The 25,820-nt window shown below is 62.4% G+C and carries 17 protein-coding genes and 1 riboswitch; of the genes, 10 read left to right on the top strand and 7 right to left on the bottom strand.

Annotated features, from left to right (window positions below; genetic code table 11):
- The first annotated feature begins 58 nt into the window (after positions 1 to 58).
- Positions 59 to 269, top strand: a riboswitch (cobalamin riboswitch).
- Positions 270 to 487: 218 nt separating this feature from the next.
- From K8B33_RS14820 to K8B33_RS14790, 7 genes are read left to right on the top strand one after another with little or no spacing between them, the layout of a single operon-like run.
- Positions 488 to 2,311: a TonB-dependent receptor plug domain-containing protein gene (locus tag K8B33_RS14820; RefSeq protein ID WP_223427879.1), complete on the top strand. Its 1,824-nt coding sequence runs from the start codon at positions 488 to 490 to the stop codon at positions 2,309 to 2,311.
- Positions 2,312 to 2,338: 27 nt separating this feature from the next.
- Positions 2,339 to 3,268, top strand: a complete 930-nt coding sequence (locus K8B33_RS14815; RefSeq protein ID WP_223427878.1) for a cobalamin-binding protein — start codon at positions 2,339 to 2,341, stop codon at positions 3,266 to 3,268.
- On the top strand, positions 3,255 to 4,244 hold the full coding sequence (locus K8B33_RS14810) for a FecCD family ABC transporter permease (protein ID WP_223427877.1): 990 nt from the start codon (positions 3,255 to 3,257) through the stop codon (positions 4,242 to 4,244). Before K8B33_RS14815 ends, K8B33_RS14810 begins: the two co-directional genes overlap by 14 nt.
- Positions 4,241 to 5,005, top strand: coding sequence for an ABC transporter ATP-binding protein (locus tag K8B33_RS14805; RefSeq protein ID WP_223427876.1), 765 nt, complete (start codon positions 4,241 to 4,243; stop codon positions 5,003 to 5,005). The genes K8B33_RS14810 and K8B33_RS14805 overlap by 4 nt, the downstream gene beginning before the upstream one ends.
- 41 nt (positions 5,006 to 5,046) lie before the next feature.
- The gene (locus tag K8B33_RS14800; protein WP_223427875.1) at positions 5,047 to 6,372 is read left to right on the top strand and encodes a cobyrinate a,c-diamide synthase; all 1,326 of its coding nucleotides are present in this window, start codon (positions 5,047 to 5,049) and stop codon (positions 6,370 to 6,372) included.
- Positions 6,373 to 6,402: 30 nt separating this feature from the next.
- Positions 6,403 to 7,014 carry a cob(I)yrinic acid a,c-diamide adenosyltransferase gene (cobO, locus tag K8B33_RS14795; protein WP_223427874.1) on the top strand — a complete coding sequence of 204 codons (612 nt, stop codon included), beginning with the start codon at positions 6,403 to 6,405 and terminating at the stop codon, positions 7,012 to 7,014.
- 5 nt (positions 7,015 to 7,019) lie between these two features.
- The gene (locus K8B33_RS14790) at positions 7,020 to 8,495 is read left to right on the top strand and encodes a cobyric acid synthase (protein WP_223427873.1); all 1,476 of its coding nucleotides are present in this window, start codon (positions 7,020 to 7,022) and stop codon (positions 8,493 to 8,495) included.
- A gap of 58 nt (positions 8,496 to 8,553) precedes the next feature.
- On the opposite strand, the gene K8B33_RS14785 is transcribed toward K8B33_RS14790, so the two are convergent.
- Positions 8,554 to 9,282: a sulfotransferase family protein gene (locus K8B33_RS14785; protein ID WP_223427871.1), complete on the bottom strand. Its 729-nt coding sequence runs from the start codon at positions 9,280 to 9,282 to the stop codon at positions 8,554 to 8,556.
- Between the two features lie 369 nt (positions 9,283 to 9,651).
- Between K8B33_RS14785 and ybiO the strand changes: the two genes are divergently transcribed.
- Complete coding sequence (gene ybiO / locus K8B33_RS14780) at positions 9,652 to 12,018, top strand: mechanosensitive channel protein (RefSeq protein ID WP_223427868.1); 2,367 nt, start codon at positions 9,652 to 9,654, stop codon at positions 12,016 to 12,018.
- 13 nt (positions 12,019 to 12,031) lie between these two features.
- Here the strand turns inward: ybiO and K8B33_RS14775 are convergent, their stop codons facing one another.
- Together K8B33_RS14775 and K8B33_RS14770 are read right to left on the bottom strand one after the other, a co-directional pair.
- On the bottom strand, positions 12,032 to 16,930 hold the full coding sequence (locus tag K8B33_RS14775; protein WP_223427866.1) for an NAD-glutamate dehydrogenase: 4,899 nt from the start codon (positions 16,928 to 16,930) through the stop codon (positions 12,032 to 12,034).
- A 175-nt stretch (positions 16,931 to 17,105) separates the two neighbouring features.
- On the bottom strand, positions 17,106 to 17,591 hold the full coding sequence (locus K8B33_RS14770; protein WP_223427863.1) for an FKBP-type peptidyl-prolyl cis-trans isomerase: 486 nt from the start codon (positions 17,589 to 17,591) through the stop codon (positions 17,106 to 17,108).
- Positions 17,592 to 17,795: 204 nt separating this feature from the next.
- Between K8B33_RS14770 and moaA the strand changes: the two genes are divergently transcribed.
- Positions 17,796 to 18,830, top strand: a complete 1,035-nt coding sequence (gene moaA / locus K8B33_RS14765; RefSeq protein ID WP_223427862.1) for a GTP 3',8-cyclase MoaA — start codon at positions 17,796 to 17,798, stop codon at positions 18,828 to 18,830.
- Between the two features lie 47 nt (positions 18,831 to 18,877).
- Here the strand turns inward: moaA and K8B33_RS14760 are convergent, their stop codons facing one another.
- The 4 genes from K8B33_RS14760 to ubiD form a co-directional block, all read right to left on the bottom strand.
- Positions 18,878 to 20,176 carry a hypothetical protein gene (locus K8B33_RS14760; protein WP_223427861.1) on the bottom strand — a complete coding sequence of 433 codons (1,299 nt, stop codon included), beginning with the start codon at positions 20,174 to 20,176 and terminating at the stop codon, positions 18,878 to 18,880.
- Positions 20,177 to 20,268: 92 nt separating this feature from the next.
- Positions 20,269 to 20,703, bottom strand: coding sequence for a PaaI family thioesterase (locus K8B33_RS14755; protein WP_223427860.1), 435 nt, complete (start codon positions 20,701 to 20,703; stop codon positions 20,269 to 20,271).
- A gap of 19 nt (positions 20,704 to 20,722) precedes the next feature.
- On the bottom strand, positions 20,723 to 21,643 hold the full coding sequence (locus K8B33_RS14750; protein WP_223427858.1) for an oxidoreductase: 921 nt from the start codon (positions 21,641 to 21,643) through the stop codon (positions 20,723 to 20,725).
- Between the two features lie 25 nt (positions 21,644 to 21,668).
- The gene (gene ubiD / locus K8B33_RS14745) at positions 21,669 to 23,159 is read right to left on the bottom strand and encodes a 4-hydroxy-3-polyprenylbenzoate decarboxylase (RefSeq protein ID WP_223427856.1); all 1,491 of its coding nucleotides are present in this window, start codon (positions 23,157 to 23,159) and stop codon (positions 21,669 to 21,671) included.
- Positions 23,160 to 23,365: 206 nt separating this feature from the next.
- Between ubiD and K8B33_RS14740 the strand changes: the two genes are divergently transcribed.
- Positions 23,366 to 25,438: a PhoX family protein gene (locus K8B33_RS14740; protein WP_223427854.1), complete on the top strand. Its 2,073-nt coding sequence runs from the start codon at positions 23,366 to 23,368 to the stop codon at positions 25,436 to 25,438.
- The last annotated feature ends 382 nt before the right edge of the window (positions 25,439 to 25,820 follow it).

Here is a 25,820-nt window from a genome sequence, read left to right as displayed (position 1 = left end):
CGGTCTGGGCCGTCGCCCTGCAAGGTTGACGCTGGCGCGCCCGCGCGTCGCTGTGCTAATGTCCGCCCCGCCTCCAGGTGCCCCGCCGACAGCCGGCGGGGTTAAACGGGAAGCTGGTGTAAAACCAGCGCTGCCCCCGCAACGGTGATTGAGACAAGAATGATTGAAGTGCCACTGTGTCTGCGGACATGGGAAGGCAATCATTCCGGTCGGCGCGTCCGCGCCGCCCACTCATCAGCCCGGATACCGGCCAGGAGCGTCAGTGCCGCCCATGCTTCGGGCGGCGTAAGCCAGGCGTTGCGGAGGGCAGCGGCGGGGCAGTCGACCATGCCGGCGCCTGATGCCGTGTCCGCTCTGCTGTTCCTGTAAGCCCACCCCCGCCACGCCCATGATGCCGTGCGGGTGAGCACGGCTTGCAGGGGATACTTTCTTGAATAGCCTTTTGACGACGTCTGTTTTTTTTCGTGCTTGTCGCTTCCCGGGGAGCGTGACAGCCCTGGGTCTGTTTTGCCTTGTTGCTACCCTGCCGGCCTATGCCGACGATACCGACCACCCGGTGGCGGATCAGGATGTTGCACACCGTGACAACGCGCTGGACCCGGTGGTCGTGACCGCCAACCTGACGGCGCGCACGGTCAGTGACAGCCTGACCTCCGTCACGGTGATCGATCAGAATATGCTGCGTCAGCAGCAACCCCGAGAACTGGGCGAATTGCTGCGCGGCCAGCCCGGCGTGGATGTCGCCAGCAACGGCTCTTTCGGTAAAAACACCAATGTCTTCATTCGCGGCAACAGCGGCGAATCGACGCTGCTGTTGATTGAAGGCGTGCGCATTCGCTCCGCGACATCCGGTAATGCACCGTGGCAATTCCTGCCGCCGCAGTTGCTGGAGCGCGTGGAAATAGTGCGCGGCCCCCGCGCCAGTATTTATGGCGCCGATGCCGTGGGCGGTGTGGTGCAGGCGTTTGTGCCTTCCGGCCACCATGACCGTGGCTGGGTACAGGTTGGCGGCGGGTCGTTTGGCGCCCATGAATATGGCGCAGGCCATGCGGGGCGTCATGGCAACACCCGTTACAGCGTGGCAGCCAATCATTTTCATACCGATGGCACCCGCATCCGCGCCAATGACAATGAGGACAAGGGGTTCTACAACACCTCGGGTATGGCCCGCGTGGTGCAGCAGCTGGATAACGGTGCCGAGGTCGGCGTGCTGGGGTTTCGCACCCAGGGCAATACGGTATTCACCACGGGCGATACGGATTTCACCAAACAGGTGGGCGCGCTGACCGGCGCACTGCCGATGACGGAACGCTGGCTGATCAATCTGCAGGTCAGTGAAGCGCGCGACGACGGGGTGACCACATCGGCCAGCACCGGCAATGAATCCTTCTTCGATACCCGCACACGCGCCGTGCGTTGGGATAATCATCTGTTCCTGGGGCGCCACGAACTGATTGTCGGTAGCGAGTATTTCCGCGATGAGGTCGACAGCAGCACGGCCTTTGCCGAAGACAGCCGCGATAACACCGCAGCCTATGCGCAACTGCTGAGCCAGGCCGGGCGCGTTGATGCCCAGGCCAGTTTGCGTTGGGATGACAATGAAGCCTTCGGCACAGAAACCACCGGCGCGTTTGCATTGGGGCTGGCCCTGGATGCGCGGCATCGGCTGCGTGTCAGCCGCGCCACAGCGTTTCGTGCGCCGACGTTCAATAATCTGTATTTCCCCGCCTCGCCCACCTTTGCCGGCAACCCGGATCTGTCACCGGAGACATCAGTCAGCACCGAGCTCGGGCTGCGCGCGGACTACACACAGATGTTCTGGGATCTGGCGGTCTTTCATAACGAGGTGGACAACCTGATCGTCAATGCGGTGGGCAATGATGGTGTGCGCCGGCCGACCAATGTGGAGCGGGCGCGTATTCGCGGTGTCGAACTCGGCGCGGGCGGCGAGCTGTCGGGGTTGCGCTGGCGCGCGGCGGCGACGGCCATGGACCCCCGTGACAGGGATTCCGGTAACCGTATCCAGCGCCGTGCCGGGCAGGCGGTGCGCCTGGATCTGGATCACGACATCGGCAATGCCTTTGTCGGGCTTTCCGCCGTCGGCCAGAGCTTCCGCTACAATGATGCCGCCAACCAGCAGCGTCTGGCGGGCTATGGGTTGCTGCACTTGCGCACCGGCGTGCGCTTTGCGCAACACTGGTCGGCGCGGCTGAGTATCGAGAACGTGCTCGACAAGCAATACGAAGTGGTCGCAAACGATGTCAGTGCCGGGCGACATGCGTTCCTGACACTGCGTTACGACCTTCGCTGAACACGCAGCACTGAACAGGAAGACGCTATGGCCCGCACGGCCGGATTCATCAGAACACGGTGTGTTAACGCGCTGCGCGCAGGCGCCCTGGCGTGCGTGCTGCTGATGCTGCCCCTTGGGGTGGCTGCAGAGCAGGGCGAGCGCTGCGTGGTTGACGATGCGGCGCGTGAGGTGTGCCTGGCTGCGCCAGCGCAGCGCATCATTGCGTTGTCGCCCGGTGCCACCGAACTGATGTATGCCGCCGGTGGTGGTGAGCGGATGGTGGCGGCCGTGAACTACAGCGACTACCCGCCCGATGCGGCGACGCTGCCACAACTGGGCAGCAATCGGCGCGTGGACATGGAGGCCTTGTTGGCGCTGGAACCGGACCTGGTGCTGGTCTGGCCCACCGGCAATCCGCCGGAACAGGTGGCGTTGCTGGAGCGCTTCGGCATTCCGCTGTATTTCACCGAGCCGGTCAGTTTCGAGGATGTGGCCACGTCGCTGGAGCGGCTGGCCCGATTGGCGGGCACCGAGGACATCGGCGCCAGTGCAGCGCAGGCATTCCGGGACGGTATTGATGCATTGCGGCAACGCTATGCCGAGGCGGCCCCGGTGCCCGTGTTTTATCAGGTCTGGGATGAGCCGATCATGACGGTCAACCAGACCCACCTGATCCATCAGGTCATCGCGCTCTGCGGGGGCGAAAATGTGTTTGCGACGCTGCCGCGCCGGGTGCCGCGCATTGGCGTGGAGTCGGTGCTGGTGCGCAACCCGGAAGCCATCGTGGCGGGCGGCATGGGCGAGGAAAATACAGACTGGCTCACCGACTGGCGGCGCTACCCGTCACTGACCGCCGTGCAGCGCGACAACCTGTTCTTCGTGCCGCCCTCGCGCATACAGCGTCCCACACCGCGCCTGCTACAGGGCGGGGAAATCCTGTGCGAGCACCTGGAGACAGCCCGTGCCCGGCGCTGATGCAGGGCTGCGCCACAGCCTGACCTGGCTGGTGCTGATACTGGCCTCGCTGCTGGCGCTGGCGTTGGCCGTGGCCATCGGCAGTGAAACCGTCCAGCCGATGCAAGTCTTCGCCGTGCTGCGCGGCGAAGGCGAGCCGCTGCATCGGCTGTTGTTGCTGGAATTGCGTGCGCCCCGGGCGCTGGCCGCTTTTGCCACCGGCGGCTTACTGGCCGTGGCCGGTGCCCTGATGCAGGTCCTGCTGCGCAATCCTCTGGCGGACCCTTATGTGCTCGGGCTTTCCGGTGGCGCGGCAGTGGGCGCGCTGGCGGCGATGCTGTCCGGCTTGGGCACCGCACTGATATCCGGGTCGGCGTTTGCCGGTGCCTTGCTGTCGACGTTGCTGGTGTTCGGGCTGGCCCATGGCACCGGCAGCTGGACGCCCACGCGACTATTGCTGACCGGGGTGGTGGTGGCCGCCGGGTGGGGCGCGGTGATCACGCTGATGCTGGCATTGAGCCCGGCAGAGCGTTTGCCCGGCATGCTCTACTGGCTGATGGGCGATATGAGCTATGCACGCAGCCCCTGGCCACCGGTGCTGACGCTGGTGTTGGCCTGCCTGCTGTTGCTGCCCGCCGGGCGCGTGCTGAATGTGCTGGCGCGCGGCCCCCTGCAGGCGGCGGCCCTCGGGGTGGCGGTGCGGCCCCTGGAGTGGGGCATCTATATTCTTGCCAGCCTGCTGACGGCGGTGGCCGTGACCACGGCGGGCAGTGTCGGGTTTGTCGGGCTGGTGGTGCCGCATATGCTGCGCCTGGTGCTGGGCAATGATCAGCGCATCATCTTGCCGGCGGCGGCCCTCGCGGGCGGGATTCTGCTGACCCTGGCCGACACGCTGGCGCGCACGGTGCTGGCGCCGGAGCAGTTGCCGGTGGGCGTCATTACCGCACTGCTGGGCGTGCCCACCTTCCTTTACCTGCTTTACAGGAGCCGCATGTGATGGTGCTGGAAACCTGTGATCTGGTGGTGGATGTGCCGGGCCGTGCGGCCGGCCGGGCGCTGAATCTGCGTATCGAGCCCGGCCAGGTATGGGGCGTGCTCGGCCCCAACGGCGCCGGCAAGACCACCTTGCTGCATACCCTGGCCGGGCTGCGCCCGCCCCGCGGTGGCACGGTGCTGCTGGACAATGCGCCGCTGCCCGGCTGGCGCCGTCGCGCCCTGGCGCAGCAACTGGCCGTGATCTTCCAGGAACGCCAGGACGGTTTTCCCGCGACAGTGATGGAGACGGTGCTGATCGGACGACATCCGTTCCTGTCCCCCTGGCAGATGGAAAGCGCTGCAGACCTGGCCCTGGCGGAGGCGGCGCTGACACAGCTGGACCTGCTGCCGTTACGGGACCGGCTGGTGAGCACCCTGTCCGGCGGCGAACGCCAGCGGGTGGCGGTGGCACTGGCGCTGACCCAGACCCCCGCCGTCTGGCTGGCGGACGAACCGACCAACCACCTGGATCTGCATCATCAGGTGGCGGTGATGACATTGCTCCATCAGCAGGCCCGCGACGGCCGTGCCGTGGTGATGTGTCTGCATGATCTGAATCTCGCCGCGCGCTGGTGTGATCATCTGTTGTTGCTGTACCCCGACGGCGAGGCCTGCTGGGGGCCCACCGACGACATGCTGGTGCCTGCGGCACTGGAAAAACTCTATGACCAGCGATTGGCAGTTGGCGAGGTGGATGGCGTGCGGGTCTTTGTTGCGCGTTGATGGCCGCGCGCTGATCGCATCGTATACATACGGACTTTTGAATGACGACAAACAGCTATACAGGCACCACCGCTGCGGCGCTGATTACGGCACCCGGCTCCGGTCAGGGCAAGTCCATGGTGACCGCCGCGCTGGCGCGCCTGCACCGCAATGCAGGTCGCACCGTGCGTGTGTTCAAACACGGCCCCGATTACCTGGACCCCATGGTGCTGGAAGTGGCATCCGGTGCGCCGGTTTATCAGTTGCACCCCTGGATGACCGGTGAGGATGAATGCCGCTGGCGGCTGGCCCAGGCTGCGTCCGAGGCCGACCTGGTGCTGGTGGAAGGCTCCATGGGTTTGTTCGATGGCGATCCGTCCAGTGCCGACCTTGCTGTGCTGGCAGGGTTGCCCGCCATGCCGGTAATTAACGCGACCGGGATGGCGCAGACCTTCGGTGCCGTCGTGCTGGGCCTGGCCCGCTACCGCAGCGACGTGCGTATTCATGACGTGATTGCCAACCGCGTTGGCAGCGCACGGCATGTGGAAATGCTGGCGGCGAGCATGCCGGCCGACGTGCGCCTGTTGGGATCGATTCCGCGCAGCGAGGCATTCAGTATCCCGGACCGCCACCTGGGCCTGGTGCAGGCAGCGGAGTTGACGCACCTTGATGCGCAGCTGGACGCAGCGGCCCAGGTGTTGATCGACGCGGGGCTCGACCAGCTGCCAGCCAGTGTGACATTGAGCGCGCCGGTGCCTGCTGCGCCACCGCCGCTGCTGGCGGGCGTGCGTATCGGCATTGCGCGGGATCAGGCGTTCGCGTTTATTTACCGCGCCAACATTGCATTGCTGGAAGCCATGGGCGCCAGCCTGCATTACTTTTCGCCGTTGCAGGATGCGCAGTTACCGGATGTGGATGCGCTCTGGCTCCCCGGCGGCTACCCGGAATTGCATGCGGCCGCCCTGTCGCAAAACCAGCCCATGATCCGCGCGGTGCGTGCGCACCACGAAGGCGGCAAACCGATCCTGGCTGAGTGCGGCGGGCTCATGTACTGCATGGAGACGCTGGTGGACAAGGACGGTCTCGCTCACACCATGAGCGGGCTGCTGCCGGGTGAATCACGCATGGTCGGACGCTTGCAAGGGCTTGGCCTGCAAAGCATGGCGATGACACCGCCCGGTGGCGCGGAAGAGATATTGCGCGGCCACACCTACCATCATTCGGCACTGACCACGACCCTGGCACCAGCCTGCCACACCCGGCGGCTGGGCGGCACAGTGGCAGAGCCGGTGTACCAGCAGGGCAACCTGGTGGCGAGTTATTTTCATGGATACTTCCCGTCCGCACCGGCGCTGGTTGCCCGGTTGCTGGGTGGGTCCGCGTGCTGAATCGAGTGCGCTAATCAAGAGGAACGCATTGTGCGAGAAGATGCCAAGACCCCCGAGCGCCACGCCATTCGCATGGCGCGCAAACAGAAAATCATGCAGGAACGCATGGCAAAGGCGCAGAAAGATCAGGGCGTTTTGCTGGTGCTCACCGGGCCGGGCAAAGGTAAAAGCAGCTCCGGCTTCGGTATGGTGGCACGCGCCCTCGGGCATGACATGAAGGTCGGTATCGTGCAGTTCATTAAAGGCAAATTCAGCACCGGCGAAGATCGCTTCTTTCGCAATCTGCCAAACGTGGATTACCACGTCATGGGTGAGGGCTACACCTGGGATACCCAGGATCGCGAGCAGGATGTGCGTGCCGCCGAAGCCGCCTGGAACATTGCAGCGGCCATGCTGCAAGATGACAGCTACGACCTGATTCTGCTGGATGAACTGAATATCGCACTGCGCTATGACTATCTGGATCGCGACCGGGTCATGGATGATCTGCAGCAACGCCCCGCCATGCAGCACGTAATCGTCACCGGCCGTTACGCGCCCGCCGAATTACTGGAGTTGGCCGACACAGTGACGGAAATGAAAGTCGTCAAACACGCCTTCAAAGACCTGGGCGTGCGCGCCCAGAAAGGCATAGAGCTGTAACCCCCATGCCGACGCTGATGATCCAGGGCACGACGTCCGACGCCGGCAAAAGCACGGTCGTCGCCGCGCTGTGTCGCTGGCTGGCGCGACGTGGTGTGTCGGTAGCGCCGTTCAAGCCGCAGAACATGTCGCTCAACAGCGCCGTGACCGAAGACGGTGGCGAGATCGGTCGCTCCACGGCCTTGCAGGCACAGGCCTGCGGCATTGCGCCCCACAGCGATATGAATCCGGTATTGCTCAAGCCGCAGTCGGACATGGGCTCTCAGGTGATCTTGCGGGGCAGGGTGCATGGGAACATGCAGGCGCTGGATTATCACGCCTTCAAGGCAGAAGCGCGGGAGACCGTGCTGGCAGCGTGGGAAAGCCTGTCCCGGCGGCATGATCTGATTATTGCCGAAGGCGCGGGCAGCCCCGCCGAAATAAACCTGCGCGCCAACGATATTGCCAATATGGGGTTTGCCGAGGCGATTGATTGCCCGGTATGGCTGGTGGGCGACATCGACCGCGGCGGCGTCTTCGCGCAGCTCACCGGCACACTGGCGCTGCTGTCGGCCAGCGAACGTGCCAGAACCACGGGGCTGATCATCAATCGGTTTCGTGGCGACGTGGCGCTGTTGCAGTCCGGCCTGGACTGGCTCAGCGGCCACAGCGGCAAACCGGTGCTGGGCGTATTGCCGTATCTGTCGGGCCTGTTGCTGGATGCGGAAGACAGTGTTGGCCTGGGGACGAGTGGGGCGGCCGCGTCTGGCGATAGCGCATCGCAGATGCTCAAAGTAGTAGTGCCACTGTTGCCACGCTTGAGCAATCACACCGACCTGGACGCGCTGCGCCTGCATCCGCAAGTGCAACTGACATTTGTCGGCCCCGGAGAGACGGTGCCACCGGCAGATCTCATCCTGCTGCCCGGCAGCAAAAGCACCCGCGCAGATCTGGCCTGGTTACGCGAGCAGGGCTGGCCGCAGGTGTTGCAACGGCATCTGCGTTACGGCGGCCGGGTGCTGGGCATTTGTGGTGGTTTCCAGATGCTGGGTGATAGCATCGCCGACCCGGACGGCCTCGAGGGACCGCCCGGCGACAGTCCGGGCCTGGGGCTGCTGCGCCTGAACACCCGGATGGTGCCGGGCAAACAATTGCGTCAGGTGCAGGGCGTCATGACGGGCGGGGCCGCCCGGGTGGCGGGCTACGAAATCCATAATGGCGTCAGCGACGGCCCGGCACTGGCGCGCCCGCTGCTGACTCTGGATGACGACGCGGCTTCGCGCCCGGACGGTGCCCGCAGCGATGACGACCAGATCGCGGGGACCTATGTCCACGGTGTGTTCGACCACCCCGATGCCTGCACCGCCCTCCTGCGCTGGGCGGGCCTTACCGAGGCCACCCCGGTGGACTACCGCGCCCATCGCGACAGCCAGCTCGACCGCCTTGCGGATATGCTGGACAGCCACCTGGACCCTGCCGCCCTCGCCGATCTTTGCCGGTGATGCGCCTGTAGCCCGAGCGCGGGAAAGTTGCAGTCATTTTGCTGGTGTTTTTTCCGGTTCAGGCGGGAAAGTCGGTGGGGTAAGTGAGTCGGGAAAAATCCGCCTGGTAAATATCTCTCACCGCAGCAATCAATGCATCGTTGTGATAATACTGCCGCAGCTTTTTTGACGCACCGGTTGACGGTGGTCCGGCATCCGCCGTCGCGAGAGGCGTTGCCTTGCCGTGTATTTTTGCGGTGATTGTCGCGAGGTCCTGATCCAGCGATTCAACCTTGCCGATAAAATCAAAGTCTTCAACCGGAATCAGCATCAGCGCTGTCTGGGGTGCCCAGTGCGCATTGCTGAGCAGATATGCCGGGTCTTGTGATAACCGTTCGACGAAGGCGTCGAAAGTGGCGTAGCTGGTGTTGCGCTCAGGAAAGCGTGCCATCTTGTCCAGGTAGGCGGACAAGACGCGGCTATAAGGGTTGCGCACCACGGTGAAGCGGAAGAGATCCGCGAACTGTTCAACCTCTTTCCGGTTCAATGTTCCCGGTGTGCGAAAGGCGCGCTTGGCGTCGTGTGATGCGATATCCCGCCCGAACTTGAGCTGCGCCAGGTGAGTGACGATGGCAGAGTTGGCCGCTTTCGGTACCCGGTTGCAGAAGAAGCCCAGCGCCAGATCCACCATGCCGCGTGAGTCGGCACTGTTGATGGAAAGGCCCCCGTCATACGGGTAAGCGCGATAGAAAGGGCGGTATGGCAAGGTGAAGCGGTTATACAGGTATCTGGAAAGATAATGGTTCATCGGCGGCCTGGACTCTGGGCTAGCGAGCGGCAAGCATAGCATGGCCTTCACGCAAGATTAACCTGGTTCATCGGGTTGGCGAGGCGGTGGTCGCCGGGGCAGGTGCCTGCGGACTCGTGCCCACGGAAGGAAGGGGGCTTGCCCGGCATTGCAACGGATGACTGCCGGGATGGGGGCGCGAGGCGAGTGGCGTGCCGACTGGTCGAGGAATGTTCATTTTTCACGGCATTTTCACAAGCGAGTAATTGTTCGTCCGTATTTTTCAAAATCTTGTTTTTCAGTTGCGAACTGTCACGTGACAGGGGTGGTAATGGGGTGCCCGGCTTTTTATCCTGAGTGCCACAAAAGGTAAAAGACTGGAGACTACTGTTGAATCATTCCCGCCTGCTGCGCTGGCAATCGTCGTCTGCGTTTTTCGTGATCATATGTGCCGCGTTATGCGTGTCCTTACTGATAGGTATGTCGCCGAATACGGCGCGGGCTCAAGAAGGGGGCCAGGCGCCGACGCAAACGCAGCATGGCGTCTCTGCCTACGATAGCCTGGCGGAAATTCTCGAGAACGACGAATCGCGCGCTGAACTGATCAGTGAATTACGCCGTCTGGCGGGGTCATCCGTGCTGGATGATGATGCTGGTGTCGCCATTCCTGCTGAAGAGGATATGGTCGCGCCCAGCGGCCAGGCGCCGGATCAGGTGTCCTTCGCACGCAAGATCGCCAACACCACGCAGGATTTTGCCCAGAGCCTGGTGTCCGAGTTCTCCGGCGGTGTTGGTGCGCTGGCCTCGCTGACCGAGACCCGTGAGAGTCTTAACCTGGCGGCCATCGGCAGCGCACTGCTGAATCTCGGGCTGGTGATTGTGGCGACGGTGGTGCTGTTCATGGTGCTGCGGCGTCTGGCGCGGCCGGTCTTTCATCGTGCGAATATGTGGGTCAAGGCAGGCAGCGGGCCGTCGTTGATTCGGCGCGGTGTGGCGATTATCGGTTCCGCAATACTGGATGTCAGTGTAGTGGTCTTCGCCTGGGTGGGCGGCTATCTGCTGGCGCTGTTCGTGATTGGCGAGTCCGGCGGCATGGATGCACGGGAATCCCTGTTCCTCAACGCCTTCCTGTTGATCGAGGTATTCAAGGCGGCATTGAGAGTGCTGTTTGCTTCCCGCGATGACAGCTTGCGCCTGCTGCCCATGCCTGCGGAAGAGGCGGCTTACTGGAATGCCTGGCTGGCGCGCCTGAGTGGCTTTATCGGCTACGGGGTGCTGTTGATCGTGCCGATGATCAATTTCAATATTTCCCCGGCGCTGGGTCGCATGGTGACGCTGGCCATCATGGGACTGGCATTCATCTATGCACTGGCTGTCATTCTGCAAAACCGCGACCGCGTCTCTGACGCGTTGCAGAAGCGGGCCAATAACGCGGACATGGCGGTGACGCGTGTGGCGCTGGGTATGCTGGCGCGCAGTTGGCATATCCTTGCGGTGGCTTACTTCGCCGCGTTGGCCATCGTGACGCTGCTGCGGCCGGATACGGCGCTGCCGATGATGCTGTCGGCCACCGTGCAGACGCTTGCTGCGATTGGTGTAGGCGCCTTTGTCTCGCTGGTGCTGACGCAGATCATCAGCCGCCAGTTGATACTGCCGCCGGAAACCCGCGAGCGCTTCCCGATGCTGGAAGGGCGCATCAATGGTTTCGTACCGAAGGCATTACGGGTTATGCGCCTGCTGATCATTGCGGCGGTAGCCATGGTCGTGATCAATGCCTGGGGCGTATTCGATGTGGCGACCTGGCTGGGTTCGGATGCCGGCACGCACATGCTGGGTGCGCTGATCAGTGTGCTGGTCATCATTCTACTGGCCTCCGTACTCTGGATCGGCCTGGCCAGCTGGATCGAACAACGGCTTAACCCCAACACCGGTAACGGTGAGCCCAGCGCCCGGGAGCGCACCTTGCTGACCATCTTCCGCAACGCGATTGCCGTAGTGCTGATCGTGATTACGGTGATGATCGTGCTGGCAGAAATCGGCATCAATATCGGGCCGTTGATTGCCGGCGCCGGTGTCCTGGGTCTGGCGATCGGCTTCGGTGGCCAGAAGCTGGTACAGGATGTGATCACCGGGGTCTTCATCCAGCTGGAAAATGCGATCAATGCCGGCGACATTGTTACCGCTGGCGGCGTAACCGGCACCGCTGAGAAGCTGACCATTCGCTCCCTGGGTATTCGCGATCTGTCCGGCACCTATCACCTGATCCCCTTTTCATCGGTGGATACCGTGGCCAACTACATGCGGGAGTTTGCTTACCATGTGGGCGTCTATGGTGTGGCGTATCGGGAGAATACAGACGAAGTCATCGTACTGTTGCGCAACGCGTTTGATGAGCTGATTTCCGATGACGAGCAGCGCGCCAAGATCATTGGCGAACTCGAGGTGCATGGTGTTACGGCGCTGGGCGACAGCGCGGTGGATATCCGGATTCGCATCAAGACGCTGCCCGGTGTGCAGTGGGCGGTGGGGCGTGCCTATAACCGCCTGGTGAAACAGCATCTGGACGCGGCAGGCGTGGAAATTCCGTTCCCGCACATGACGCTCTACTTCGGTCAGGACAAGGATGGCTCTGCACCGCCGGCGCCGTTGGTGCTGCAACAGCCGGCAACGAAAAACCTGCCGGGGTCCGCGAAGCAGGATCCACGCGCAAAGACCAACGCCAAAGAAAACGAAGACTATGACGACGCTGACGACTGATGTGCTCTGACGGTTAAGCTTCCGGGCGGGGGAGGCTGCGCAGTTTGCGCAGCTCCCTGACGCCGACCGCAAGCGTCATGAAATCTGTCGGGTTCTGCGCCTGCAAGCTCTCCATGCGGCGAATGCCAAAGGCGATCCGGGTCCCGTGCGCCGCCTCCCAGGCGGCGAATTTTGCCTCGGCTGTCTCACCAGGATATGCCAGCAGGGTTTCCGTTACCTGCCGGTGCAGCCGGTAGGTGTCTTCGCGCAAGTTGGTGCGGGCGAGTGCCTGCCACTTGTCCTGCACGGCAAGATTGATGATGGCGGAGAGCAGCCAGAGAATGTTCAGGCGGTCACCGGCCAGGAAGTAGCAGGCGGCTGTTGTTTCCGTGGTGTGGCCGCTGCTGGCGGCCAGGGTAATGATGTCCGGTGCACTGCCCAGCACGAGTGTGTTGGCCATGATGCGCGCGACGTCATTCGGTACGCCTTGCTCCTGCATGGCAGCGAAGGCGTCATCCCAGTCCGCACGATAACGGGGTGTCAGTGCATCGGGGAGTGTGCGTTCCAGTTTTCGGATGGGTTCGTGAAAATGCGCCAGTGCGTCAGTGGTGCTGCGGTCAGTCCACTGATTGTTCAGCAGCCAGCTGGTGGCATATTTGAGCAAGCCGGCGACTCTGGCATACAGGCGCAGTTGCAGTGCGGCATCTACCTGATTGTCCAGCGTGTCGAGTGTCGCCCAGTAGGTATCGCCGTCGTAGATGGCGTGTGCCATGGCGTGGCTCTTGACGACATGCGCCGGGTTGAAGTCATGATCTTCAGCCAGGCGGTGCACAAACGAAAAGCCCATGCGGTTGACCACCGCATTGGCAAGTATCGTGGCTATGATCTGGCGGCGCAGCCGATGATCCAGCAGGCTGTCGCGGTATTTTTCCTGCAGCGCCTGCGGGAAATAGGCGAGCAGTTCCCGGTCGAAAAAGCGATCGTCCGGCACATCAGACGCGCACAGCAGATCAAACACGGCAATCTTGCTGTAGGCCAGCAGCACGGCCAGTTCCGGGCGCGTCAGCCCGGCGCCGCGTGTGCGGCGTTCAGCCAGCGCCTCATCGTCGGGCAGATATTCCAGTTCGCGCACCAGCAGGCCGTCGCGTTCCAGAATCCGCATCAGGTTGGTGTGCTCATCCAGGCGCTCATTGGCCTCAAGTTCGAGCTGGCTCAATGCCAGGCTCTGAATGGCATTGTCGCGTAGCACCTGCGCCGCCAGCTCGTCGGTCATGCTGCTGAGCAACGGGTCCCGCTGTGCGCGTGTCAGCGTACCGGCTTGCATCAGCGCATTGAGCGGAATCTTGATATTCACTTCGCGGTCCGAACTGTGCACGCCGCCGGCATTGTCGATGGCGTCCGTGTTGATGCGTCCCCCCTGCAAGGCAAATTCAACCCGGCCGGCCTGGGTCACGCCCAGATTGCCGCCTTCACCGATCACCTGGCAGCGCAATGTGCGGGCATTAACGCGCAAGGCATCATTGGCGCGGTCGCCGACCTCCTGATGGCTTTCCGTGCTGGCCTTGATGTAGGTGCCGATGCCGCCGTTCCAGAGCAGTTCCACCGGTGCGCGCAGCAGGGCATTGAGCAGTTCGTCCGGGGTCAGTGCCTTGTCGTTGATATCCAGCATGGCGCGCATTGCTGCCGATACCGGAATGCTCTTGGCGCTGCGCGGCCAGACGCCGCCACCGGGCGAGATGAGCCCGGTGTCATAATCGCTCCAGCTGGAGCGCGGCAGATCAAACAGACGTTGCCGCTCGGCAAAGCTGGCCGTGGTGTCCGGGTCCGGGTCGATAAAGATATGCAGGTGATTGAATGCGGCAAGCAAGCGGATATGCGGGGACAGCAGCATGCCGTTGCCGAAGACATCGCCGGACATGTCGCCGATGCCGATGACGGTAAAGGGGGTTTCCTGAATATTCTTGCCCGCCTCGCGGAAATGGCGTTTGACACTTTCCCAGGCGCCGCGTGCGGTAATGCCCATTTTCTTGTGGTCGTAGCCGACGGAACCGCCCGAGGCAAAGGCGTCGCCGAGCCAGAAACCGTATTCCTCGGCGACGGCATTGGCCGCATCAGAGAACGTCGCGGTGCCTTTATCTGCGGCAACCACCAGGTAAGGATCATCATCGTCATAGCGGACGACGTTGTCCGGCGGAACAATGTCATCCCCGCGGCGGTTGTCGGTGATATCCAGCAGCCCGCACAGAAACGTGCGATAACAGGCTTTGCCTGCCGCCTGCCAGGCCTCGCGATCCGTGGGGTCGCCGCGCTTGACCACAAACCCGCCTTTGGCGCCCACCGGCACGATGATGGCATTTTTCACCATCTGCGCCTTCACCAGCCCAAGCACTTCGGTACGAAAATCCTCACGCCGGTCCGACCAGCGCAGGCCGCCACGGGCGACCTTGCCACCGCGCAGGTGGATGGCTTCCATTTCGGGGGAATAGACAAAGGCCTCGAACATGGGCCGTGGTGCTGGCAGTTCCGGCACCAGCTCGGGGTTCAGCTTGATGCTGACATAGCGCTTCGGTAAATCATCCGGCGTGCGCTGGAAATAGTTGGTGCGCAGGCTGGCGCGCACGACGCCCAGAAAACTGCGCAGCACGCGATCACCATCCAGGGTGGTGACGGCATCAAGATGATGATCCAGCGCCTGGGCGAGGGTCAGCGACCGCTGTTGGCGACTGCTGTCATCCAGTTGCGGATCGAAGCGGGTTTCAAATTGCTCGACCAACAGGCGTGCAAACTGACAATGCTCGGCCAGCAACTCTGCCATGTAGTGTTGTGAATAAGGCAGCCCGGTCTGCAACAGGTAGCGCGTCAGCGTGCGCAGGCAGACCACCTGGCGCCAGTCGAGCCCGGCACTCATGGTCAACTGATTCAGGCTGTCGTTCTCGGTTTCGCCATGCCAGCATTGCAGAAAAGCGGTTTCGAAGACGGATTTCAGTGCCTCCTGGCTCAGCGCACAATCTCCCTGCACCTGGATATCGAACGCCTGAATCCACAAGGTGCCACCGTCCCGCGGCGTCACCTGTGTCGGGTCCTGACGAATAACGCGCAGGCCGAAATTTTCCAGCGTGGGTAATACATCCGACAGCGCCACCGGCTGATCAAGACAGTACAGCCGCAGTGCCGTCGGGCAGGATTGCCCGGCCGCCGCGCGGTCCACTAACAGGCGCGGCAACACCGGCGTATCCGTGTTCAGTTGCGCGAGATAATGGATGTCGGTGGCCGCGTCCACGATATCGGTGTGGCTGGTATAAGCCAGCGGAAAGGCATCGCAGAAGCGACGCGCCAGGCGCTGCCCTGTCTGTGCGTTCTCTATGGAAAGCGCGTCGCGCGTCAGTTGGTCGCGCAGGCGGTCACGCCAACTGCGGGTTGCGGCAATCAGTCGCTCTTCCACTTCCTCGGTACGCAGGCCGATGCGGCTGCCCGGCGCGGTGCGCACAATATAATGAATACGCGCCAGCTCGCCGCGCAAGAAATCGACATTGCGGTCAATGGAGAGCCCGTTGCAGACGCGCAGCAGTTCCTGGGCAATGCGGTCGCGCATTTCTCGCGTATAGCGATCACGGGGCAAATACACCATGCAGGAATAAAAACGCCCGTAGCGGTCCCGGCGCATGAACAGGCGAAGCTGGTGCCTGTCACGCAGCCCGCGAATGCCCATGCAGGTGTGATACAGCTCGTCTTCAGAGGACTGGAATAGCTCGTCCCGGGGGAGCTGATGCAAAATGTCATGCAGGTTCTTGCCGGAGTAGGAATTCTCCGGCAAGCGCGAACGGTCGATCACGTACTGCGCCTTGCGCCGGATCAGCGGAATGTCCTTGGGGCGGTTGATGTAAACGTCCAGCGAAAAGAGCCCGATAAACCGATGAGTTTCTTCCAGCGTGCCGTTGGCATCAAATTGCTTGATGCTGATGATATCCATGTACTGCGGATGATGAATGGGCGAGCGTGCGTTGGCTTTGGTCACCACCAGGAGATGATTTGACTGCGCGTGGCGTTTCAGTTCTTCCACGGGTGCGATGAACTCATCGGTGTCGGCAAACCGCGCGTCGGCACGGGTCAGGCCCAGGCCATGTTCTGTCAGCGTATGCAGCAGGAATTCCGGGGCGGCACCGTGCGGGCTGCTGTCCGTGCCAGTATCCGTACCAGCATCCGTGCCAGCGCGCGAGCGCGCATAGCCGAGGAACGTGAAATGCCCGTCGGCCAGCCAGCGCAGAAAATCGGCGACTTCATCGCACTCGTCCTGGTCGAGGTTGGGCGGCGCCTGGCGTAGCCGGGCCGCTTGCGCCAGCAGGGTGTCGCGCATCGCGGGGTAGTCTTCGACCACGATGCGCAGGTCATGCAACAGTTGCCGGATGGTGTCGGTCAGTTGCGCGTAATCCTGCTCATCAGTGAGCGCTTCGAACTCCATATGGATCAGTGATTCTGTTAGTGCGCGGGATGACGATGTGTCGTCACCCGCACCCAGTACCTGCTGCAAACGCCCGGCGTTGTCGCGGCGAATGCGCAGCAGCGGATGCACGCTCCAGTCGATGGCGCTGTCCGCCTCGCGGATAGCCATGCTGATGGAGTCCATGAGAAACGGCATGTCCTCGATCACGGTACTGACAGAGGCAAAGTCATCCGGCTTGTCATCGGCGGGCGGTGACACCTTCAGGTTTATCTCGCCGGCGGCGCGTTGTTCGGTGAGCAGCCAGTGCTGCCAGGCGATCTGGAACAACTGCGCCGGTGAGCGCGCTGTCAGCGCCGTTGGTGTGGCCATCTCATAGTAGTGATGCAGAAAGGGACGAAAACGAGCCAGAGAGGCAGGGTCGATATGGGTCGCCGCGATGGCGTCCAGTTGTGCCAGGAGCAGATCGTGCTGTCGTTCGGCGTCGTCGAGCATTCGGCCTCCCGCTTGCCGCAGCGGCGGGGCGACAGTGCTCCGCCGTCGCAAGACGCTCGCCATGTGGCAAGCCCCGTGCAGCACAATCAGTATAGCGGGTCAGTGCGGTGGCTACGCAAGTAGGGCCGTGCAAGAGCAGAGCAAGGGCGCCTCGCGGCGCCCTGTGCAGGGCGTGTCAGTGTTCGACGCCACCTTCGCCGTGAACGTGGCCATGGGCCAGCTCTTCTTCGCTGGCTTCGCGCACTTCGGCAATTTCCACATCGAAGTTCAGGGTCGAGCCCGCCAGCGGATGGTTGCCATCCACGGTGACGCTGTCGCCTTCGACTTCGGTGATGGTGAACAGGCGCGGGCCGGCATCGGTCTGTGCCTGGAACTGCATGCCTGGCAGCACTTCTTCCACGCCTTCAAAGGCATTGCGCGGCACGGTCTGGATCAGGCCGTCATGACGTTCGCCGTAGCCTTCAGCCGGTTCCACTTTGACATTCAGCTTGTCGCCCGCCTGCTTGCCGGTGAGGGCATTTTCCAGGCCGGGGATGATGTTGCCATGGCCGTGCAGGTAGGCCAGTGGTTCGTCGCGCTCGCGGGAAGAGTCCAGGGTGGTACCCGCGTCATCGGTCAGGGTGTAGTGGATTGCCACTACGGCATTGTCTGCGATCTGCATGAAAAATCCGGTATTGACTATGAATGGAAGGCCCATGCTAACGGTCCGGGGCGCTGCTGGCCACCGCAGGGCGGGCCAACAGGCTGGTTCTTTTTCCGTAGTTATGCCGGGAAAGTGAAGATAATCAGCAGGTTGCGTGTTTTCTTTGCCCGGCCGCCATCGCAGCAGGTCGCTGCATTCCGGGATAGCGGCTACACTCACAGTATGACGCAATCTCTGACTCAATCTCTGACTCAATCTCTGGCGCAACGTGAACTGATTGACGGGTTCGGCCGCCGGGTGGACTACGTGCGGCTGTCGGTGACAGACCGCTGTGACTTCCGCTGTGTCTATTGCATGGCGGAGGACATGACCTTCCTGCCGCGCGCAGACATCCTTTCTCTGGAAGAGCTGCACCGGGTGGCGCGCGTGTTTGTGGCGCTGGGCGTGAAGCGCATCCGGCTGACCGGCGGCGAGCCGCTGGTGCGCCCGGGTATCGAGAAACTGGCGGGCTGGATCGCCGCCGAGCCAGGGCTCGATGAGCTGACGCTGACCACCAATGCGGGCCGGTTGGCCAGCAAGGCGGCCGCGCTGCGCGCTGCGGGCGTCAGACGCCTGAACATCAGCCTCGACAGCCTGGATGAAGCCCGATTCCATGCCTTGACCCGCACCGGCAAGCTCGCCGATGTGCTGGCCGGTATTCAGGCCGCCCGGGACGCGGGCTTCGAGCGTATCCGCCTGAACAGCGTGATCATGCGCGGCCGCAATGAAGACGAGGTGCTGGGGCTGACGGCGTTTGCGCTGGACAACAATCTGGACATCGCGTTTATCGAAGAGATGCCCCTCGGCGCGATTGATGAGCACAGCCGGGCAGAGATGTTTGTCTCCTCCGACGAGCTGCGCGCCACACTCGCGCAACGCTATACGCTGGTGCCGGCCACCGACAGCACGGCAGGCCCATCGCGTTACTGGCACGTGGCTGGCGCGGCGAATCGTGTCGGCTTTATCTCACCGCACTCGCACAACTTCTGCCATCTGTGTAATCGCGTGCGGGTCACGGTGGAGGGGCGGTTGTTGTTGTGCCTGGGCAACGAGCACAGCGTGGATCTCAAACCCTTGTTGCGGGATTACCCCGACGACGATCAGCCGGTGATGGCGGCCATCGTGGCCGCCATGGACAACAAACCGGAGCGGCATCACTTTCGTGTGGATGACGACAGCGAGCAGCTGGTGCGCTTCATGAACATGACCGGCGGCTGAGGCCCGGCGCGCCGCAGAGCGCGTCGGACCGCTGTTCGCTATCCCCGTCAGAACTGTTGCCGTACCCCGATACGCCAGTGGCTGGTATCCAGCTTGAAATCGCCACCAATACGCGCGCGATAGCGGGTTTCCTCATAGCCCAGAGTGACACCGAAGCCGTTCCCGAACGGCGCGCTACCCAGCTCGATGCCCGTGGTGCGAGGCTTGAGGCGTAACGCGGTGCCGCCGATGTCTTCACGGGCGCGCGCCTCGCCATGGTAGATATGAGCGTCGATCAGGTGCCCCAGGGCAGCCCGCGCACCAACGCGAAAACCTTCGCCATGAAGGATGATGCCGTCGATGAGAGTAAGCCGGTCGTAAGTGATCTGAGCGTAACCGCTGTAGTGCAGATCACCCTGTGTCAGCGTGTAGTAGGCGCCCGGCCCCATGTAGAGGTGATCCAGCGGGTTGGTGGACTCGAGCCCCATGCCGCTGGATGCGTCGTAGTTGGTGCCCTGGAATGTCGCGGCCAGGAACATATGCGGCAGCGGCGACAGCATGCCGCTGATCAGGAAGCCTTCGTTCAGGTCCCACTCGGGGCCGCCGCTATCGTCTTTCAGGTCGCCGTCGAAGAGATAAGCGATCTGTATCTGGTTGTAGGACAGGGGAGCTGGCGCCTCACCGGCACGGCGACCGGTGTTGTCGAACATATAACGCAGACCCAGTTCGGTCGTGTTGGTACGGAACGATTCGGAGGTCCCCGATTGTGCCAGTTCCAGATCGCCGCGTGTCATGGCCAGGTGCAGCGCGACATTGGGCGACAGGCTGTAGAGCAGGTTGATGCCTGCGAGCCAGGGCTCGATGTCCAGGGTGCTGCCAAGGCGCACGTCGGTGCGGGCCATGCGATACCACAGGCCGACTTCCAGTGGGTCCAGTACCTGGGCGCGCACACCTGCACCCGCGCCGACGCCCGTGCCGGTTATGCCAGCCAGTGAGTAGTGGTCCAGAGAAACGTTGCCCCAGGCCTGCATGGGCACCCCGGCCAGTTCGAAGGGCAGATGAGCGCCCACGGCCACGCTGTGCCAGTCGTTATTGCTGAGGTTCACGTAGCCGCCCCCTGGGCCCGGTGCCCGGCCATCCCAGGTGCGGCTCGTTGCACGCAGGTGCACCTGATCGTGCACGGAGAACGCGGTATCCAGCGTAAAGCCGCTCAGATAGACACGTTCGTCCGGTAGCAAAGCGTATGACTTGCCATCCACGATGCGCGCCAGATCGACATAATCCCAGCTCATTGAGGCGTTGGCTGTGCCGTACAGGCACGGCAGGGTACACAGCGCAAGCCGTGCAGAACGTTTCAGGAAAGACATTGCGGTTCCTCCGCGTTGTTTTTGATATGACGGTGAGTACTTGGGGTAACAGGTTGAGGATAATAAGCTGATTATTGAAACGGGGGAATTATTTAAGGCGCACTGATCAGCGCCTTGTTGACATGCCCGGTGGCCAGCAGCTTCTCTTCTCCGTTCACGATGACCGAGGCCTCGACGCGCATGGCGGCCAGCGTGCGGCCGAGGCGGTCAACATGGGCACGCAAGTAGACCGTGTCGCCCCGTTGTCCGGCGCGCAGCAACGTTGTGCCCACATCCACAGAAACGGCGTGTTGATCAGCGGGCAGCAAGGTCGCGACAGCAAAAAAGCAGCTCACGTCCATCAGCGCATACAGAATGCCGCCATGCAGCGTGCCTTGAGGGCTGGCGCAAAAATCATTGATCTGAAAGGTCAGTGTCGCCTTGCCCTCGGCGGCGCTGACAAAGGCCAGTTCGCAAGCATGGTGCAGGGGGTGCGCGAGAATGAACTCGCGCACCAGATCAAGGCGGCTGGTGACAGGCTGATTCAAGATGAGCTCCGGCAGTGTGTCAGGCCGGGTAGTGTAGATCAGTCAACGCACAGGACATATGCCAGAAACGCTCACCGATTTCTTCATCCCGGGCATAGCGGGTGGCATACGCCTCGGTGGGTGGGCCCATGGTTTCTTTCAGGCGCGCGGGGCCATAGTAGCCGCCAGGCGTGACATCGGCCGTGGCGGCGTACAGCGTGGGCAGCGCACCGTTTTTCGGGCTCTGGGTCACCAGCGGCATGATCAGTTTGACCAGCGCACCAATCTTCAGCGGGCTTTGCTCGATCACACCGGGGTTGACCAGATTGGTGCCGGACACACCGGGATGACAGGCCACGGAAATGGTCTGCGCCCCGGCAGCGGCCAGCCGCCGTTGCAACTCGATGGCAAAGATCAGGTTGGCGACCTTGCTCTGGGCATAGGCGCGCTGACGGCTGTAACCACTGGCCAGTGACAGATCATCAAAACAGATGCGCCCGCCACGGTGAGCAATGCTGCTGACCGTCACGATGCGCGAGCCGGGCACATCCACCAGCAGATCCAGCAGCAAACCGGTCAGCGCAAAGTGGCCAAAATGATTGGTGGCCAGCTGGCTCTCGAAACCGTCGTCGGTGAGCAAGCGCTGCACCCACATGATGCCGGCGTTGTTGATCAGCAAGTCCAGCTTGTTGTGTCGGCTGCGCAAAATCGCTGCGCTCTCGTGCACGGCCTTCTGGGAGGACAGATCCAGCGGCAGGAATTCCAGCGAGGCATCAGGCAGCTTGCGCTGGATGTCGGCCATGGCCGCAGCGGCTTTGTCCTCGCTGCGGCACGCCAGAATCACATGGGCACCGCGGGCGGCGAGGGCGCGGGCCGCTTCCAGGCCGATGCCGCTGTTGGCGCCGGTGATCAGGGCGGTGCGACCGTGCTGGTCGGGCATGTCACGGGTGGTCCAGCTCATCTGTCTTCTTCCTTAGGCGTTGTCTTCACTGACTGCTTTCGGATGGGTCTGGCGAAATACCCAGTTGCTCCCAGATATCATCCACCCGCTGCTTGACGGCTGCGTCCATGATAATGGGCGTGCCCCATTCGCGCGTGGTTTCACCGGGCCATTTGTTGGTGGCGTCCATCCCCATCTTGGAACCCAGGCCAGACACCGGCGAGGCGAAATCCAGATAATCGATGGGCGTGTTCTCCACCAGCAGCGTGTCCCGGGCCGGGTCCATGCGCGTGGTCATGGCCCAGATGACATCCTTCCAGTCCCGCGCGTTGACGTCATCATCGCAAACAATCACGAACTTGGTGTACATGAACTGCCGCAGAAATGACCACACCCCCATCATCACGCGCTTGGCGTGCCCCGGGTACTGTTTCTTCATGGTCACCACGGCAACCCGGTAAGAGCAGCCCTCCGGCGGCAGATAGAAGTCCGTGATTTCCGGGAACTGCTTGCGCAGGATCGGCACGAACAGCTCATTCATGGCCACACCCAGAATCGCCGGCTCATCCGGCGGGCGGCCGGTGTAGGTGCTGTGGTAGATCGGGTCACGGCGATGAGTAATGCGCTCCACGGTAAAGACCGGGAACTGATCCACCTCATTGTAATAGCCGGTGTGATCGCCGAAGGGGCCTTCTTCCGCATAATCATCAGGATAAATAAAGCCTTCCAGCACAAACTCGGCACTGGCTGGCACTTGCAGATCACTGCCCAGGCAGTTGGCCACTTCAGTGCGGCCGCCGCGCAGCAGCCCGGCAAAGGCGTATTCGCTCAGCGTATCCGGCACCGGCGTCACCGCGCCCAGAATGGTGGCGGGATCGGCGCCCAGCGCCACCGCCACGGGGAACGGCTCCCCCGGATGCTGTTGTTGCCACGCCTGGAAATCCAGCGCCCCGCCACGATGGCTCAGCCAGCGCATGATCAGCCGGTTGCGGCCGATCAACTGCTGCCGATAGATGCCCAGATTCTGGCGCGTCTTGTCCGGCCCCCGCGTGATCACCAGCGGCCAGGTCACCAACGGCCCGGCATCGCCGGGCCAGCAGGTCTGGATCGGAATCTGGTAGAGATCCACATCGTTGCCTTCAATAACGCGCTGCTGGCAATCTGGTGAACCCACCACCTTCGGGTTCATGGCCAGCACCTGCTTGAGAATCGGCAGCTTGGACAGCGCATCGCGGAAGCCCTTGGGCGGCTCCGGCTCTTTCAAAAAGGCCAACAGTTCGCCCAGCTCGCGCAATTCGCTGACATCCTCGCGCCCCATGCCCAACGCAACGCGGCGGGTGGTGCCGAACAGATTGCCGAGCACCGGAATTGCGCTGCCCTTCACATTTTCGAACAACAGCGCCGGGCCACCGGCGCGCAGAGTGCGGTCGCAGATCTCGGTCATTTCCAGATTCGGGTCCACTTCCACCCGGATGCGTTTCAACTCGCCAAGCTGTTCGAGCTGCTGGATAAAGTCCCGTAAATCCTTGTATTTCATCGCAAACCTCAATCTGTTCCGGTGGGGTGGCGCGGGCCGCGCGAGTACCGGAAGTGTATAGCACTCCCCGCATGAAGGGCAGGTTGTCACAGGACTGCCACGTCGCATCAACAAGACGGTAACGCCGCGATAACCGGCGTTTAACGCGCCTTTCCTAATGTCGACCAGAACCCGATTCCCTCCCATTGTTACCGAGGAAGATTCCGATGAAGACGCTGGATCCTGTGACCCCTGACATGTTGGCGCAGGGCGATGAGCCCATGAGCAACCATTCTGATAACCGTCATTTCGCCGATATCATCCAGGCCCGTTATTCGCGCCGTACCCTGCTGAAGGGCTCCCTCGGCGTAGCCGCCATCGGCTTTCTGGGCGCTGGTGTCGCGGGCTGTGGCGGCTCCAGTTCCTCCGGTGGCGGCGCTGCGGGGCCGCGCATCGGCTTCGCGCCGGTGCCGGTGAGCGATGCAGACACTGTGGTGGTCCCCGAAGGCTACACGGCTGAGGCTATCCTGCCGTGGGGCGAGCCGATTACCGGCACCATGCCTGCCTATGACCTGATCAACAGCGGTGAAGAGCAAGGCATGCAGATGGGCTCGCACCACGACGGCATGCATTTCTTCCCCATCGAAGGGGAAGACCCCTGGACCGGCAGCTCGGAAGACGGCCTGCTGGTGATGAACCATGAATATGTTGAGCCGCGCTTCATGCACATGACCGCCGTCGGCCTCTCTTTGGATCGCAACGGCCTCACCGTGTTGAACGCCAACAACGACCGGGATGCCGATGAAGTGCTCAAGGAAATCAATGCGCACGGTGTCAGCGTGGTGCGTGTCCAGAAGCAGCCAGGCGGCCATTGGGCCATGGTGGCTGATCCGCGCAACCGCCGCATTACCGGCCTCACCGAAATGGAAATCAGCGGCCCCGTGCGCGGCTCGGATTTCGTCAAGACATTGTTCAGCCCGGAAGGCACCCGGACCCGCGGCACCCTGAACAACTGCGCCCACGGCGTCACCCCCTGGAACACCTATCTGGCGGCAGAAGAAAACTGGGCCGGCTACTTCCGTAACAGCACGGCAGCCGCAGCGGAGCGCCCCCGCGAGCAAGCCCGCTACGGCGTGCGTCATTCCGGCCAGTCCTCCCGCTACCGCTGGGAACAGGCGGATGAAGATGCGGCCATCAACCAACAGCGCTTTGCCCGCTTCGATGTCGGCGCTACCGCCGGTTCTGCGCTGGAAGACTATCGCAACGAGACCAATGGCTTCGGCTGGATGGTGGAAATCGACCCGTTTGATGAACACAGCACGCCGGTGAAGCGCACCGCCCTGGGCCGCTTTGCCCACGAAGGTGTTGTATTTGCCCGCGCCGTGGAAGGCATTCCCGTGGTGTGCTACTCCGGCGACGACGCCGGCAACGAGTACATCTACAAATTCGTATCGGCGCAGCTGTACAACAAGGCCACCGCCGGCGGCCACCTGCTGGACAGCGGCACCCTGTATGTCGCCCGCTTCAACGACGACGGCACCGGCGAATGGCTACCGCTGGTATACGGCCAGCACGGCCTGACCGATGCCAACGGCTTCACCAGCCAGGCCGACGTGCTGGTGAACACCCGCACCGCTGCCGACTTCGTCGGCGCCACCAAAATGGACCGTCCCGAGTGGGGCGCGGTAGACCCGGTGGACGGCTCTGTCTACTTCACGCTGACCAACAACAGCGGCCGTGGCAGCAGCTCTGACGTGGATAACGCCAACCCCCGTGGCCCCAACCCCTTCGGCCATATCATCCGCTGGAAAGAAGGCAACGACCTGCCCACCGCCGTGCACTTCACCTGGGACCTGTTCGTGCTGGCCGGCGACCAGGACAACAGCGAAGACCTGGCCGGCAACGCGCTGACCGACGACAATATCTTCTGCTCCCCGGACGGCCTCTGGTTCGACCACGACCGCCGCCTGTGGATTCAGAGCGATATCAGCGAGAGCGTGATGAACAGCGGCATCTTCGAAGTGTTCGGCAACAACGCCATGCTGGCCGCCAACCCGATCACCGGCGAGATCCGCCGCTTCCTGACCGGGCCCCAAGGCCAGGAAATCACCGGCGTGGTCACCACCCCGGATGGCAAGACCATGTTCATGAACGTGCAGCACCCGGGCGCCACCACCAGCGCAGCAGACTTTGCGACCGGCAACATCAACAGCCGCTGGCCGGATTACGACAACAACATCTATCCGCGCTCTGCGACGGTGGTGATTACCAAGGACGACGGGGGTGTTGTGGGAAGCTGATGCCCTCGGGCAAGGAAAAGGGGAGCCGTATGGCTCCCTTTTTTTCGCCCGGCACCTCATCCCGACAGGGTTGCCTTCACCTGCCCGGCGCGGCAGTATCAAGCGCAGGGTTACTGGCAAGCCGGACAAGCACCCAGCAGAGGTGCTGCCTGCAATGCCTTCTTCAATACAACGCAACACAGCAAGATGCTCGCCGCTGAATGGGATGATGCGTGGTATGTCGGGTAGGGCGGTAGCGTGTCTGGAATCCCCTCCGGTTTGGACAGTGTTATTGAAATGGGAAAAGAAGAAGGCGCTGTTATTGGGAAAGCAAGGCGCATGCGCGCCACAACCCATTGAATAAAAAGCATTATTTTTCAATATGCGAAATTGCATATTGTGA

Source organism: Alcanivorax limicola, assembly GCF_019931215.1.
Classification (GTDB): domain Bacteria; phylum Pseudomonadota; class Gammaproteobacteria; order Pseudomonadales; family Alcanivoracaceae; genus Isoalcanivorax; species Isoalcanivorax limicola.
Note: the sequence above shows the minus strand (reverse complement) of the source record. Positions and strands in the feature narration are given on the sequence as shown.

What these genes read in the sequence shown, in the direction of transcription:
- K8B33_RS14740 (WP_223427854.1), top strand. Translation starts at nt 23,366, where the DNA reads ATGAAGACGCTGGATCCTGTGACCCCTGACATGTTGGCGCAGGGCGAT.
- K8B33_RS14785 (WP_223427871.1), bottom strand. Translation starts at nt 9,282, where the DNA reads ATGAACCATTATCTTTCCAGATACCTGTATAACCGCTTCACCTTGCCA.
- ubiD (WP_223427856.1), bottom strand. Translation starts at nt 23,159, where the DNA reads ATGAAATACAAGGATTTACGGGACTTTATCCAGCAGCTCGAACAGCTT.
- K8B33_RS14760 (WP_223427861.1), bottom strand. Translation starts at nt 20,176, where the DNA reads ATGTCTTTCCTGAAACGTTCTGCACGGCTTGCGCTGTGTACCCTGCCG.
- moaA (WP_223427862.1), top strand. Translation starts at nt 17,796, where the DNA reads ATGACGCAATCTCTGACTCAATCTCTGACTCAATCTCTGGCGCAACGT.
- K8B33_RS14770 (WP_223427863.1), bottom strand. Translation starts at nt 17,591, where the DNA reads ATGCAGATCGCAGACAATGCCGTAGTGGCAATCCACTACACCCTGACC.
- K8B33_RS14815 (WP_223427878.1), top strand. Translation starts at nt 2,339, where the DNA reads ATGGCCCGCACGGCCGGATTCATCAGAACACGGTGTGTTAACGCGCTG.
- K8B33_RS14790 (WP_223427873.1), top strand. Translation starts at nt 7,020, where the DNA reads ATGCCGACGCTGATGATCCAGGGCACGACGTCCGACGCCGGCAAAAGC.
- K8B33_RS14800 (WP_223427875.1), top strand. Translation starts at nt 5,047, where the DNA reads ATGACGACAAACAGCTATACAGGCACCACCGCTGCGGCGCTGATTACG.
- K8B33_RS14750 (WP_223427858.1), bottom strand. Translation starts at nt 21,643, where the DNA reads ATGAGCTGGACCACCCGTGACATGCCCGACCAGCACGGTCGCACCGCC.
- K8B33_RS14775 (WP_223427866.1), bottom strand. Translation starts at nt 16,930, where the DNA reads ATGCTCGACGACGCCGAACGACAGCACGATCTGCTCCTGGCACAACTG.